The sequence below is a fragment of the Paenibacillus sp. FW126-R14 genome (assembly GCF_058789495.1).
In genome coordinates this window covers 96,927-110,285 of record NZ_JBYTBS010000005.1, presented here as the reverse complement: position 1 = coordinate 110,285, position 13,359 = coordinate 96,927, and the positions used below count along the sequence as shown (strand labels likewise).

Sequence of the window (13,359 nt, the reverse complement as noted above, 5' to 3'; positions counted from 1 at the left end):
TGTGATATTAAACGGACACGCCGCTTTGAGCCGCTTTCTTCATTTGTTCCGGATAACCGTATGAACCATGTTCAGACAAGTCCAGACCGATGATTTCTTCTTCTTCTGTTACACGAAGACCTACAGTAGCTTTAAGAATTCCTAAGATAATGAAGGAAAGAACAAGTACGAACGCCAATGCTCCGAAAACGCCAAGCGCTTGAATGCCTAATTGGTGCAATCCGCCGCCGTAGAACAATCCTGCGCCACCGACACCTACTTTAGCCGATAAATCAGGCGTAGCGAACAAGCCCGTGGAAAGAGTACCCCAGATACCGGCGATACCGTGTACGGAGAAAGCGAAGATTGGATCGTCGACACCTGCTTTTTCAAACCATTGTGCTGTAAAGAATGTTACAATACCTGCCACAGCTCCGATAACGATGGCCGCCCATGTATCTACGAACGCACAAGCTGCTGTAATCGCAACAAGCGCCGCGAGAACCCCGTTCAACATGCTAGGAATATCAGCTTTGCCGAAGTACATCCAAGAAATGATCAATGCCGCAACGCCGCCTGCCGCAGCAGCCATGTTCGTCGTCAATGCGATGTAACCGAAGAAACCGTCTCCCATTGCACTAAGTGTGCTTCCTGGGTTAAATCCGAACCAACCGATCCAGAGAATGATAACACCTAGAACAGATAACACTTGGTTATGACCGGGAATTAAGTTTGGCGTTTTATCTTTATTATATTTGCCAATACGAGGTTTTAACAAGATCGTAGCTACAAGCGCCGCTGTCGCACCTTGCAAGTGAACGACGGTAGAACCCGCGAAATCTTGCATGCCCAGCTTGCTCAACCAGCCGCCGCCCCATACCCAGTGAGCAACGATCGGATAAATGACTACGGTGAACAAAATTCCGAAGATAAAGTAAACCGGAAGCTTCGCTCTTTCTGCGAATCCGCCCCAGGCAATCGCTAAGGATACGCCTGCGAAAGCGAGTTGGAACAAGAATTTGATGCCGATAGGCACATCGGATGCGGAGAGGGCACCGAATGCCGCCGAAGCTTGATCTTCCAAGCCTGTAACGAAGAATCCTGTCGTTCCGAAGAAAGCATTTCCGTCACCGAAAGCAAATCCGAAGCCTACCGCCCAGAAAGCGATGGCGCATAATCCGAAAGTCAAAATTGTTTTACCGGCTACGTGACCGGCATTTTTCATTCTAGTGGACCCCGCTTCCAACAAGGCAAAACCGGCTTGCATGAAGATAACCAAAATCGCGGCTAACATGACCCAAACCGCATCGATTGCGCTTTGCAGTTGGGGGATTGTCGCTTCATCAGCAGCAAATGCGAGAGTAGGAAACAATAATGCCATGACACCGAAAGCTAACAACAACTTCTTAATCATACGACCACTTCCTTTAATGTTAGATTAAATAACATGTAATGAAACTCTTAATGTCATTATATACAGGTTATATGGGTTTGACAATAGGATTTTCGTTAATAAATTGAAAAAAGCGAAAAATAACCTAACATGAAACAAGCATAATTCGTGTTTTCGCACATAGGCCATGAAGAATGTTAAGAATTCTCCCTTTAAGTTTAATCAGCATCAGGTTTGATAAGCATCACGTTTGACTGTATGGTTTGTAATCAGGTATCATTATTATAGAAGTAAGTTCATAAATGACATTGGAGTAGAGGTGAATGAAATATGGGGAATGAGAAGCTCTATAAAATCGGGGAACTAGCCAAACTTGCCGATGTCAGTTCTCGAACCATTGATTACTACACCAAGCTAAACTTGATCGAGCCCGAAAAAAGATCCGATACGAATTATCGTCTTTACAGCGATGAAACTTTGAATCGACTTAAACGTATTGAATCAATGAAGAACGAGAAATATACCCTAGAGGAGATCAAAGCAAACTTGCAGCAATGGAGCAAGGTGTCCCCCGATGATACGGTGAGAGATAAGCTGACATCCATTCAACTTCATCTTGAACAGTTAATGAAGGAAGCTAAGGAGCTGGGTCCTATCATCCAGCAGCTAAAGCCGAATCAGCTAAAGAAGCTTTATCGCATACTGACGCAGCCGACTGCAGCATGTATTGAAGCATTAATTGTTCTTCTAGGTAAAAATCCGTTCTCATAACGAATTACGAATTACGGAGGCGAGTGAAATGTTATTTTTTCACCCATTGGATTATCTCATTATTATTGCATTTATTCTTTCGATGTGGGCCTCGTTTCGAGTTCGGGGCACATTTAACAAATGGTCAAATGTCCCTGTCTACTCGGGCATGACAGGCGCCCAAGCAGCACGCCGTATGCTTGATGCCAACGGGCTCTACGATGTCCCTGTGGAAGCCGTGCGAGGCACGTTAACCGACCACTATGACCCGATGGCCAGAGTTGTCCGCTTGTCGGAGCCCGTTTATTACCAAAGTTCCATCTCAGCCGTTGCCGTCGCCTGTCACGAAGTCGGGCATGCGATCCAGCATAAAGTTCATTATCCGATGCTCGTCGCAAGACACCGCATGTTCCCCGCGGTTAATTTCGCATCAGGCGTAGCACCCTTCTTAATATTAGCCGGCTTCTTATTTCAACAGATTCCATGGCTGCTGGGGCTTGGCATTATCTTTTTCGCAGCTGCTGTCGCTTTCCAATTGGTGACATTGCCCGTGGAGTTTAACGCCAGCTCAAGAGCCCGCGATCTGATGGTCTCTGAGGGCTTCATCTCCAATCAAGAAGAACGCGGAGTCGCTAAAGTTCTGAATGCAGCCGCACTCACGTACGTGGCCGCAGCCTTAATCTCCGTCCTTGAGCTGCTGAAATATATCATGATCTTCAGCGGTCGCAACAGTAACGATTAATACGCGAAAAGCTCTCCATTGTGCTGTGGATCACGCACATGGAGAGCTTTTATTTATTGAAAATATTCATGCAGAAACCGTCTGAACACTTCAGCCACTAACGGAAGCTTCTCGCCTTTCCGGCTGATCAATCCAACGGTCCGGGTCACCTGCGGATCGGTTACGCGAATTTTGGCAGGCTGCATCTTCCCGCCTTCGATTAATGCCATGGAGGGAAGCAAACTGACCCCCATGCCCGCGGCAACAAGACCGCGTATCGTATCCGTCTCTTCGCCTTCAAATTCGATTTTCGGTATGAATCCCGCCTTCAAGCAAGCTTCCATGACGATTGAACGCAGCGTGTATTCTTCGCTAAACATAACGAAATTCTCATGCTTGAGCTGCTCTAGGCGAATTGACGTATAATCGGCAAGAATATGATTGGTAGGGATAATCGCATACAGCTCTTCCGTCAGCAAGATTTCACCTGTCACATGTTCATGCGTCTCTGGGAATGGCGAAATGAAAGCGAGATCAATTTCACCCTTCGTAACGTCGCGTATCAAAGACGCGTAAGTTCCTTGGCGCAGCCGAAACTTAACATTCGGGTGATCTTTCTTAAAAGACGCAACCACGGCGGGAAGCAAATTAATAACTAAACTATGCGGGAACCCAATACGAATTTCACCGGCTTCCGGATCTAGAAACTCATGCATTTCACCAACAGCACGCTCCAAATCCGTCAATATCCCCTCAATTCGGCTCAAGAACAAATGGCCAACCGAAGTAAGATGCAGGTTTCTTCCTTTTTGGGCAAACAAATTAACGCCAAGCTCCTCTTCCAGCAGATGAATTTGGCGGCTGACAGCGGACTGTGCCACATGCAATTCTTCCGCGGCTTGGGTCACATGCTGCTTCCTTGCCACTTTCACAAAATACTGCAATTGTCTTAATTCCACTTGGATAAATCCTCCGACTTTTCTTACAGAATAACGAATCTGCCAACCTTTTATGCATCTAAATTATAGCCTCACAGCATCAATTGGACAACCTAAGTTCAAAAAGCTTATAATAAACAAGGTTGTTATCTTGCATGGAAATTAAAGGAGGAACTGTTCAAATGGCACAAGATCGTACTGGTGTTGCTACTCTCAAAGGTAATCCGATCACCTTGGTAGGACCTGAAATTAAAGTAGGTGACAAAGCACCTAACTTCACTGTGAACAAAGATCTGATGACTCAAGTAACTTTGGCAGACTATGCCGGCAAAGTAAAACTCATCAGCGTAGTTCCATCTTTGGATACAGGCGTTTGCGACGCACAAACTCGCCGCTTCAACGAAGAAGCAGCCGGCCTTGGCGACAATGTCGCTGTCCTGACAATTAGCGTGGATCTTCCTTTCGCACAATCCCGCTGGTGCGGCGCAGCCGGCATCGATAAAGTAATCACTTTGTCCGATTACAAAACAAAATCCTTCGGCGAAGCATATGGCGTACTGATCAAAGAGCTTCAACTTGATATGCGTTCCATTTTCGTCATCGATGCGAACGATACCGTACAATACGTAGAGTACTTGGGCGAAATGACAGCTCACCCTAACTACGAAGCAGCCGTAGAAGCTGTCAAAAAATTAGTTTAATCACACAAATAAAACAGCAAGGAGGCCATGCTTCCCTGCTGTTTTTATTATCCTTCAATTTTATATTGAGCTAGTTTACGGTCTAATTGTTTATAAATATCTATGATCGTACGGTAGTTGGAGCCCAGATCCCCCATCGAACCGCGGGATGCCGAATAAATGTCCACCGCAGTTTTCACGGGATTGATTGCAAACAATGTCAATGTAACATCTTGTGTTCGGCCTGTCATTGTTCTGCGTTCCGCGAGAATCTCGCCTACATTTTGAACTTCGTGGAGCAGCTTGTAACCCGGCGTTTTCTTCAGTACGGCCGTTACCTCTTCCCATACCTGATCTTTGGGAAGCTTATAGTATCTTGTTTTAAGCAAAGGATCTTTGGCTTTATCTCCGGTCGTTTCGTGACTGCGAAGTAATCCGATTAAAGTTCTCTTAAGCAAAAGCCTTTTCCCCCTTCAATGAAGTGCATTTAGACCGCTTGCCATCTCTACACTGTTCTCTATCTTACCATTGTTTAGTGATAAGAAAAAGAGGGAAAATGAAATCAATAGGATTACTTCGCCTGCGTTACCAGAGTTTACTAATTAGTTGCCGAAAAACGTGCCATAAAGCAAGTAGGCATTCAGGATCGCAATTAATATCGCTACAAACCAACTTAATACAACCATCCACTTCGGCGCAACAAGCTCACCCATCTTCTTGCGGTCCGATGTAAACTTAACAAGCGGGATAACGGCAAATGAAAGCTGCAGAGACAAGATGACCTGACTCAAAATAAGCAAATCCGTAGCACCGCTGTCTCCGTAAATGCCAATCACAATGACTGCCGGGATAATTGCAATCATACGTGTAATTAAACGGCGAAGCCATGGCGAGAGCCTGATATTCAAGAACCCTTCCATCACGATCTGACCGGCTAAAGTGCCTGTAAGGGTTGAATTTTGCCCGGAAGCAAGCAAAGCGACAGCAAACAAAATACTCGCGGCGCCAGTACCGAGCATTGGCCCCAGCAGATGATAAGCGTCTTGAATTTCAGTTACTTCCTTGCCTGCCGAGTGAAAGGCCGCTGCCGAAAGTATGAGAATGGCCGCGTTGACGAACAATGCCAGCGTTAAAGCTACGGTAGAGTCAATCGTTGAGAATTTAATCGCTTCGCGTTTGCCTTGAATGGTCGGTTCGATTTTACGCGTTTGAACGATGGAAGAATGCAAATATAAATTATGAGGCATGACTGTCGCACCCAATATACCAAGAGCAATATATAGCATAGCAGGATTTGTTACAATTTCGGTTCTAGGAATGAATCCCGATGCCACAGCGGCAAAATCAGGTCTCGAAAAAATCAATTCCATCACGAAGCAAAAGGTTATAAGGGCAATCAGACTGATGACCATTGCTTCTATATAGCGGAAGCCTTTTTTTTGCAGCATAAGAACTAACAGAACATCGATGGACGTTAAAACGACACCATAAATGAGTGGAATTCCGAACAACAAATATAAGGCAATCGCTGCCCCGATGACTTCAGCTAAATCACAGGCGGCAATCGCTAATTCGCATAAAATCCAGAGCACAAACGATACAGGCTTACTATAATGATCGCGGCAAGCTTGCGCCAAGTCACGTCCCGTAACAATGCCTAAACGGCCGGCTAAAGCTTGCAGGAGAACAGCCATCAAGTTTGAAATTAAGATCACAGACAAGAGCGTATATCCAAACTGCGAACCCCCTTCCAGGGATGTCGCCCAGTTTCCAGGATCCATATACCCTACCGCTACCAGATAACCAGGACCAACGAAAGCAAGCAATTTCCGGAAAAATCCTGCTTTCTTAGGCACTTGCATACTTTGATGAACTTCAGGCAAGCTGGGCATCGAAGATTTTCTTTTCCAGCCTTTTCGTTCCTGTTCAGATTCTTTATAAGCTACTTCCATATCTATTCCCTTCTTTCGTAAGACCAATAATGTTGTCCTAAGGAAACTTTTTATTTAGAATTATACTATATAAACCTATACTATGCTATAGGCAAACACTTATGTGCATACGAAATAAATTTTCCCATGGGAAAAACTCAACAAGAAGGAGCACCGCCATTGATGAATATTCGGCCTATTGCAGATAATCGAGAGCTGCACGAAGCTCATGACATTGAACTAACGGTATATACGAAAGAATCCGCGGCTACCTTGGAAGCTTTTCAAATGAGAAAACAAGTGTTTGGATCTTATTTTCTTGTGGCTGAAACTGAGACTGATTCCGGACATCCAATCGTCGGCGTAGCAAATGGGGTGAGGCTGAATCATAAAGATCTCTCTGATGAGAGCATAAAACAAGGCGTCGAGTATGATGTTAACGGAAGCTACTTTTGTTTGTTAACAATTGCCGTACATCCGCACTATCAACGAAAAGGCGTCGCCACGAATCTCCTTCAGGAGATAATCCGGAAAGCCAAAGAAGAAGGATTAAAGGGCATTGTTTTAATGTGCGAAGCGCATTTGATATCATTTTATGAAAAACATGGATTTTGGTACCTCGCCCGTCAGCATCCGAGCATGGAGGGGTCCAGTGGCATGAGATGCATTTGATGTGGGAATAAGATTGCCGATAGCAGCAAAAAATCATCCTTCGAAAAGAAGGAATTTATCCTTTTCGTGCGAATATAGTAAATATGTCATCTTTGTATATTTATTAAACAAACAAAGACTAACCAAGATCATATTTCAAATATCATCAACAAAGGGTGAATTCTTATGTCGTATTTCATGGGCTTAGATTTAGGAACTTCTGCAGTTAAATGCATTCTTGTGGATGGCACGGGGGCTGTCATCGGCAGCCACAGCGTCGAGTATCCGCTTCAACAGCCTCATCCCGGTTGGGCCGAGCAGCATCCCGAGGATTGGTGGAACGCCACCATCCAAGGCATCAGCGCTCTCCTGTCCAAGACAAACATCGCCGGCACCGAGGTCGCGGGGATTGGCTTCTCCGGACAGATGCACGGCTCTGTCTTCCTTGACGAGGCGCAGCAGGTCATCCGACCTGCGCTGCTCTGGTGCGATCAGCGCACCGCGGAGCAGTGCGCCTACATCGAGTCGACCGTCGGCGAAGCCGAACTCGGCCGACTGACAGGCAACCGGGCGCTGACCGGCTTCACCGCGCCCAAAGTCATTTGGCTCCGGCAGCATGAGCCGGAGAACTACGCGCGCGTTCGGCATCTGCTGCTGCCGAAGGACTACATCAGGCTGCGCCTAACGGGCGCGTTCGGCATGGACATGGCCGACGCAAGCGGCACGCTGCTGCTTGATGTCGCCCACCGCAGCTGGTCGCAGACCGTCGCCGAGCGGCTGGAGATCCCGCTGGAGTGGCTGCCGCCGCTCTTTGAATCCGGCGACGTAGCCGGGCACCTGCTGCCGGAAGCAGCCGCGCTGACCGGCCTGGCCGCAGGCACGCCGATCGTCGCCGGCGGCGGCGACCAAGCATGCGGCGCCGTTGGCGTTGGCGTCGTCCGCCAAGGCATCGCGTCGGTGGCGCTCGGCACGTCCGGTGTCGTCTTTGTTCACGACGACACCTATCAAGTAGATGAAGCATTCAGGCTTCATTCGTTCTGTCACGGGGTGCCAGGCAAGTGGCACCGCATGGGCGTTATGCTGGCCGCCGGCGGCTCGTTCCAGTGGTGGCGCAACCACTTCGCGCACGAGGAGCAGGGGCGTGCGCAGCAAGAAGGCAAGGATGTCTACGAAATCTTGACATCCGAAGCATCCGCCGCACCGTTAGGAAGCGAAGGCTTGCTGTTCTTGCCTTATTTGTCCGGCGAGCGGACGCCGCACCCGGACCCCAAAGCCCGCGGTGCGTTCATCGGGCTCAATCTCAGACACGGCAAGGCTCATCTTACCCGCGCCGTTCTAGAGGGCATTACGTTCGGGCTTCGCGACTCCCTTCAATTAATCCGGGAATCCGGTGTCGAAGTGACCGAGCTTCGCGTGAACGGAGGCGGCGCCAGAAGCCCGTTCTGGCGCCAAATGATCGCCGACATCTTCGGCATCCCTGTCGTCACGGTCAACTCCACGGACGGCCCGGCGTATGGCGCTGCGATCATGGCGGCTTCCGGCGTTCTAGGGGAAGATATCACTTCCCTTTGCGAGAAATGGATTCAGGTCACGGACCGTGTGGAGCCAAATGCCGATAATCAAAGTAAATATGAGGCTTATTATCAAATTTACCGCGGTCTGTACGGCACGCTTCAACATACGTTCCACCAGTTAAGCGATCTTGCCGGTCATTCCTAATTTTTAAAAACTGAAAAAGCGGTTGAACAGGTCTCCCCTGCTCAGCCGCTTTATTTGCATAAAAACGCAAAGAAACCCGCTTATGCCGTCCGGTTTCTGTGCTTCAAACCCGCTCTCGCAGGTGGGTGTCCGCAGAAGTGTATTTGAGGTCCCCTTTCGAGGGCATGTCAGCCACACTTCGATATAGGTCTCCCTAGAAACAGTCATTGGTTTAAAACAACTTAAAACCGTTACGTACATCGCAGGATTCTTTTGTATTTCTTATTATAATGCTGTACCGGTTGATTATCAACTGGTAGGTTTATTCTTTATCTTTTTCCTCTTTTTTATGCAAGTCGATGGCAGAATCTACGTGTTCAGTCTCATCTTCATTGCTGTGATTTTCCGCCTCTTCAGCTTCCGCAAGCCTTTGTTGTTCCTTCTCTTCCAGCTCTTGCTGCTTAATTTGCAGCTTGGTGAAACTGCGGTTAAACTGCCAGAATGAGAAAGTCGCCATAATGCTTCCCATAAAGAAAACAACGAGGAAGAAGTTGAATTTCGTTAAACAAATGTAGAAAATCGCCCCATTACAAAGCAATAAAACGATGGAGTTGATTGGGTTTCCAATGGAGATCAAGACGGAATTTTTTAGAATTTGGATAATCTTCATGTGCAAATGAACCATGATCGAGAAGAAATTGAATAAGGCAATAATCATAATGACCGTGAAAGCAATGAATAAAACGGCCAATATTCGAAGTGAACTGCCTTGCTTCAAATAAAAGAAGTAGTTCACGCTGATGATGACGAAGATGATGACAAAGAAAATGCCGCCAACCATGCTCTGTACGTAATTCTCTTTATATCCGCGGAAAAATGTTTTGAGCAGAGGAACATCTTCTTCTCCAGTAACCCATTTCCTGGCAACGGCAAACATAGCCGTAGTCGCCGGGAATAAAGTAAACGGTGCCAAAATAGCAATGATCGGCAGCATGGCTTTCAACCCGTCTGGTGTTGTACTTACCAACCCCATAAAAGCAAAAAAGAAAACCGGAATCGAACACAACATCCACAACAGATTAATCACCGATAAACGCATGATCCATTCTGATATCTTGTAAAGTCCTCCCATAACTCCTCTAAACTCCAAAACCGCTTCCTCCTTAGCGTTTCCTTCAGGAAACTTTCTACGTTGATTAGCTACGCGTTCTCAAACAGCTCGTCTTGCCAACTATGCTTTAATTATAGCTTATTTTTGAACATATAGGTAGACGTCAGGCCGTTCTATGTAAAAAGGCGAAGATCCCTCAAGGATCTCCGCCTTTATTATCGTGGGGTTAACCCCTTATTTATTCACTAGTGTGTCTTCGCTTTTACGAGGAGCTCTTGAACGATCGCGGTTGCCCGGATTGTTGCTTCCGTATTCGCGGTTTCTGGAAGAGGAGCTGCGTCCTTCTCCGCCTTCTCTGTTTGAACCGTAATCTCTGCCGCCATCTTTACGCGGGTAACGGGAATTGGAGTTGCCGCCGGAACCGTAACCGCCTTGACGACGATCTCCTGATCCTGAACCGTATCCGCCGCCAACGCGTCGGCCTGAGCTGCGCACGTCGAATTTTTTCTTTCTAGCGCGGATTGGATCTTCCGGTGTCAATTCGATTGTCATTTCTTTTTTGTCGCCTGTCAGAAGCTTCATAGCCGCTGCCAGCAAGTTTACGGAATCATATTGCTCAAGCATTTGAATAGCCAAACCTTTGAATTCGGATTGCGCATCGTTCTGAAGCACATCAAGAATACGTTCAGCTGTCATTTTTTGTTTGCCTTCGATCGCTTCAGCCAAGCTAGGCAGTGGCTTCTTGCTGATTTTGTGGCGAGTCACTTTCTCGATGAAGTGCAGGTGATCGATCTCTCTTGGCGTTACAAATGTCCAAGCTGTACCTTCTTTGCCGGCACGGCCTGTACGACCGATACGGTGAACGTAGCTTTCCGGATCTTGCGGAAGGTCAAAGTTGATAACGTGCGTTACGCCGGAAACGTCAAGACCGCGAGCCGCGACATCCGTTGCTACGAGCACATCGATGCTTCCGTCACGGAATTTTCTCATGACATTATCGCGTTGATTTTGGGACAAGTCCCCGTGCAAGCCTTCAGCAGCATAGCCTCTTTTTTGCAAAGCTTCCGCTAATTCATCAACGCGGCGTTTCGTACGTCCGAAGATGATAGCCAGTTCCGGAGCTTCCATATCAAGCAAACGGCTTAATGCTTCAAATTTTTGCTTCTCGTGCAGTTCGATATACGCTTGATCGATCAATGGAGCGCTGACTTGTTTCGGGATAACCGATACATGCTCAGGATTGCGCAGGAATTGTTGCGCCAATCGTTGAATGTTCGTCGGCATTGTTGCAGAGAACAGCATCGTGTGACGCTCTTCCGGAACGAGCTTCAAGATGGATTGGATATCATCCATGAAGCCCATGTCCAGCATTTCATCCGCTTCATCCAGAATGACTGTTTGAACATCATCAAGTTTAATCGTTTTGCGGTTGATGTGATCAAGCAAACGACCAGGCGTACCGATGATGATTTGCGGTTTCTTTTTGAGAGCGCGAATTTGTTTTACAATATCCTGTCCACCGTAGATCGGTAAGGAACGGATGCCTTTGAAACGGCCGAGCTTTTCAATCTCTTCCGCAACCTGAATGGCAAGTTCCCGTGTTGGACACATAATAAGAGCAGAAATCCGCTCTTCTTTCATATTAATTTTGTGGATCAACGGAATACCGAAAGCTGCTGTTTTACCAGTACCTGTTTGTGCTTGACCGATTAAATCACGGCCTTCCATCGCTAACGGAATTGTTTTCTCTTGAATCGGTGTGGATTCTTCAAACCCCATCTCCGTTACTGCGCGTAGAATAGCCGGCTCTAAACCAAACTCCTGAAATGTTTTCAAATAAATTCAATCTCCTTTTGTACAGGGCAGGCTAATGCCTTGTATCTTTTTTACCCTTAAGTACGACTTCCTATCCGTGTCTATAGTTTCTTGGTGGATAACATATCGATTCATCATCTTACATGATCCAATGGGCCGCCCTTAAGAACATCTAAAATATTATAGCACAAGTTATATGCACAATACCAGAGGCTGCTTTCATTAAGAGAACGTATGATGAGAACGAAACCTTCCGCATAAGCTAAGCGTATTACATGGTAGAACAACATTCGGAACAGAGGAGAGTTTTTCAATGTCCATTTTCAAACGTGTAAGCAACATTCTACGAAGCCAGAAACAAGTGCCGGATGCAAGCCCCGCTGGCAATCCGCTTGAGGATACCAAGGTTGGGGATATTGTAAATGTAGATTTAGAGGAATACGTTGTATCCGGTAAAGTCGTTTATTTCGACCGCGGTTTCGCTCCGCACCGTTACGCCTATTATTTGCAAAGCGGCAAAAATATTCAGTGTCTGATTGTGGAAAAAGGACGCACCTACGATTGTTTCCTTTGCAGCTTTATCGAAGGGGCTCTCGACGATCCCAATGACGTCCCGACCCGCCTTGAATTAGACGGCGATGTGACATTCGATCTGGAGTTCCACCGCAATGATGTTACGCGGACAGAAGGAAATACCGATTTCCGCAGCGGAGACGATATTATTTTTTGGCGCTATTTCGGCCCTGATCGCAAATATTTCTTCCTGCAATGGCAGGATGGCAAGTTTATCGCCCTTGAAGGCGAGCGCACGCCAGGGAATCAGATCAAATTTTTAAAATCGACGCCTTAAACGACCTATGTTATCATTTAGTTATGGTCGGAAAGGAGGGTTTACTCTACAATGAAAAGATGGACTTCATGGCTTTCCTTCGTATTAATCATCGCTCTGCTAACCGGGTGCGGCGCTGATGCCGTTCGTTATATTAAAGATCAGTACCCGCTCGTCAGCGTGGATGGCAAAGGCACGAACCTTTCGAAAGTTTACTCCGTCGAAGGCAAGAACGTCCCTACCGTTGCGACAGAGATAGCCTCGAAAGAGTCACCGAAAGAAAAGAGCAAGGAATCCGAAGATCAGATGTTCCTTGTTTATAGCGATAAAGTCATTAACATTCAGAAGGATCCTAACGAAAGCAAGAACTCCCTTGTTCAAGTAGACAGTATCGAGTATGCCAAAAGCCATTATGACTCCTCCTTTTTACAAGGATATTTGACAGCCACGCTCTTGCAATCCTTGTTCGGAGGCAGCTGGTTCAACAACAAAGGATCATCTTATGATTACAGAGGCTACACGCGGACGCCAACCTATAATGCCGGAAGCGGCAATTCGACTGCGCCAACGACCGATACGTCTAAGGATAAAAAGCCCACAACATCCGATCGGACGGGGTCCTTCAAAAGCGGGACAGCGAATCCAAGCTCAGGCAGCTCATCGACCGAACGCAAGAACGACGGGTCCACCCAGAATAAGGTGACGAAACCTTCCACCAGCAAGCCAAGCACATCGAAGAAGACCGGCTCCTTCAAAAGGCGCTAGTCCCCCATTTGAAAGCTGTTGTCCACGAAATGGACACAGCTTTTTTATTTCCAACTATTTTAATTGAACATAGGTTAAATAATGATTGAAGTTTTGAA

The 13,359-nt window shown here is 46.9% G+C and carries 13 protein-coding genes and 1 other RNA gene; 7 read left to right on the top strand and 7 right to left on the bottom strand.

The window, feature by feature from the left end:
- Positions 1–7: 7 nt before the first annotated feature.
- Positions 8–1,393, bottom strand: a complete 1,386-nt coding sequence (locus AC3WRW_RS05155) for an ammonium transporter (RefSeq protein ID WP_492545282.1) — start codon at positions 1,391–1,393, stop codon at positions 8–10.
- A gap of 309 nt (positions 1,394–1,702) precedes the next feature.
- Here AC3WRW_RS05155 and AC3WRW_RS05150 point away from each other — a divergent pair, with 309 nt between their 5' ends.
- Positions 1,703–2,143 (top strand): MerR family transcriptional regulator, encoded by a 441-nt coding sequence (locus AC3WRW_RS05150; RefSeq protein ID WP_492545281.1) that lies wholly within the window; start codon positions 1,703–1,705, stop codon positions 2,141–2,143.
- A 28-nt stretch (positions 2,144–2,171) separates the two neighbouring features.
- A complete protein-coding gene (locus AC3WRW_RS05145; RefSeq protein ID WP_492545280.1) occupies positions 2,172–2,864 on the top strand; it encodes a zinc metallopeptidase in 693 nt (230 codons plus the stop codon).
- 53 nt (positions 2,865–2,917) lie between these two features.
- On the opposite strand, the gene gltC is transcribed toward AC3WRW_RS05145, so the two are convergent.
- Positions 2,918–3,802, bottom strand: a complete 885-nt coding sequence (gene gltC / locus AC3WRW_RS05140) for a glutamate biosynthesis transcriptional regulator GltC (RefSeq protein ID WP_492545279.1) — start codon at positions 3,800–3,802, stop codon at positions 2,918–2,920.
- 161 nt (positions 3,803–3,963) lie between these two features.
- Here gltC and tpx point away from each other — a divergent pair, with 161 nt between their 5' ends.
- Entirely contained in the window at positions 3,964–4,482 is a 519-nt protein-coding gene (gene tpx, locus AC3WRW_RS05135) for a thiol peroxidase (protein WP_171683615.1), read from the top strand.
- Positions 4,483–4,529: 47 nt separating this feature from the next.
- Here tpx and AC3WRW_RS05130 read toward each other — a convergent pair whose 3' ends face one another.
- Together AC3WRW_RS05130 and AC3WRW_RS05125 are read right to left on the bottom strand one after the other, a co-directional pair.
- Positions 4,530–4,919, bottom strand: coding sequence for a DUF1499 domain-containing protein (locus tag AC3WRW_RS05130; RefSeq protein ID WP_171683616.1), 390 nt, complete (start codon positions 4,917–4,919; stop codon positions 4,530–4,532).
- Positions 4,920–5,063: 144 nt separating this feature from the next.
- Positions 5,064–6,413, bottom strand: coding sequence for an Nramp family divalent metal transporter (locus tag AC3WRW_RS05125; RefSeq protein ID WP_492545278.1), 1,350 nt, complete (start codon positions 6,411–6,413; stop codon positions 5,064–5,066).
- Between the two features lie 126 nt (positions 6,414–6,539).
- Between AC3WRW_RS05125 and AC3WRW_RS05120 the strand changes: the two genes are divergently transcribed.
- Together AC3WRW_RS05120 and xylB are read left to right on the top strand one after the other, a co-directional pair.
- Positions 6,540–7,064, top strand: a complete 525-nt coding sequence (locus AC3WRW_RS05120) for a GNAT family N-acetyltransferase (RefSeq protein WP_492545277.1) — start codon at positions 6,540–6,542, stop codon at positions 7,062–7,064.
- Positions 7,065–7,229: 165 nt separating this feature from the next.
- Positions 7,230–8,762 (top strand): xylulokinase, encoded by a 1,533-nt coding sequence (xylB, locus tag AC3WRW_RS05115; RefSeq protein WP_492545276.1) that lies wholly within the window; start codon positions 7,230–7,232, stop codon positions 8,760–8,762.
- Positions 8,763–8,831: 69 nt separating this feature from the next.
- Here xylB and ssrS read toward each other — a convergent pair.
- The 3 genes from ssrS to cshA form a co-directional block, all read right to left on the bottom strand.
- A non-coding RNA gene (ssrS, locus tag AC3WRW_RS05110) (6S RNA) lies at positions 8,832–9,013 on the bottom strand.
- Positions 9,014–9,063: 50 nt separating this feature from the next.
- Positions 9,064–9,840, bottom strand: a complete 777-nt coding sequence (locus tag AC3WRW_RS05105; RefSeq protein WP_492545395.1) for a YesL family protein — start codon at positions 9,838–9,840, stop codon at positions 9,064–9,066.
- A 246-nt stretch (positions 9,841–10,086) separates the two neighbouring features.
- Positions 10,087–11,688: a degradosome RNA helicase CshA gene (cshA, locus tag AC3WRW_RS05100; RefSeq protein WP_492545275.1), complete on the bottom strand. Its 1,602-nt coding sequence runs from the start codon at positions 11,686–11,688 to the stop codon at positions 10,087–10,089.
- Between the two features lie 292 nt (positions 11,689–11,980).
- On the opposite strand from cshA, the gene AC3WRW_RS05095 reads away from it, so the two are divergent.
- Positions 11,981–12,517 carry a DUF4178 domain-containing protein gene (locus AC3WRW_RS05095; RefSeq protein WP_492545274.1) on the top strand — a complete coding sequence of 179 codons (537 nt, stop codon included), beginning with the start codon at positions 11,981–11,983 and terminating at the stop codon, positions 12,515–12,517.
- Positions 12,518–12,568: 51 nt separating this feature from the next.
- On the top strand, positions 12,569–13,261 hold the full coding sequence (locus tag AC3WRW_RS05090; RefSeq protein ID WP_492545273.1) for a DUF4247 domain-containing protein: 693 nt from the start codon (positions 12,569–12,571) through the stop codon (positions 13,259–13,261).
- The last annotated feature ends 98 nt before the right edge of the window (positions 13,262–13,359 follow it).

Bases quoted from the DNA above. Each gene is read 5' to 3' on its own strand.
- AC3WRW_RS05155 (WP_492545282.1), bottom strand. From the start codon at position 1,393: ATGATTAAGAAGTTGTTGTTAGCTTTCGGTGTCATGGCATTATTGTTT.
- AC3WRW_RS05150 (WP_492545281.1), top strand. From the start codon at position 1,703: ATGGGGAATGAGAAGCTCTATAAAATCGGGGAACTAGCCAAACTTGCC.
- AC3WRW_RS05145 (WP_492545280.1), top strand. From the start codon at position 2,172: ATGTTATTTTTTCACCCATTGGATTATCTCATTATTATTGCATTTATT.
- tpx (WP_171683615.1), top strand. From the start codon at position 3,964: ATGGCACAAGATCGTACTGGTGTTGCTACTCTCAAAGGTAATCCGATC.
- AC3WRW_RS05125 (WP_492545278.1), bottom strand. From the start codon at position 6,413: ATGGAAGTAGCTTATAAAGAATCTGAACAGGAACGAAAAGGCTGGAAA.
- AC3WRW_RS05120 (WP_492545277.1), top strand. From the start codon at position 6,540: ATGGGAAAAACTCAACAAGAAGGAGCACCGCCATTGATGAATATTCGG.
- xylB (WP_492545276.1), top strand. From the start codon at position 7,230: ATGTCGTATTTCATGGGCTTAGATTTAGGAACTTCTGCAGTTAAATGC.
- AC3WRW_RS05105 (WP_492545395.1), bottom strand. From the start codon at position 9,840: ATGCGTTTATCGGTGATTAATCTGTTGTGGATGTTGTGTTCGATTCCG.
- AC3WRW_RS05095 (WP_492545274.1), top strand. From the start codon at position 11,981: ATGTCCATTTTCAAACGTGTAAGCAACATTCTACGAAGCCAGAAACAA.
- AC3WRW_RS05090 (WP_492545273.1), top strand. From the start codon at position 12,569: ATGAAAAGATGGACTTCATGGCTTTCCTTCGTATTAATCATCGCTCTG.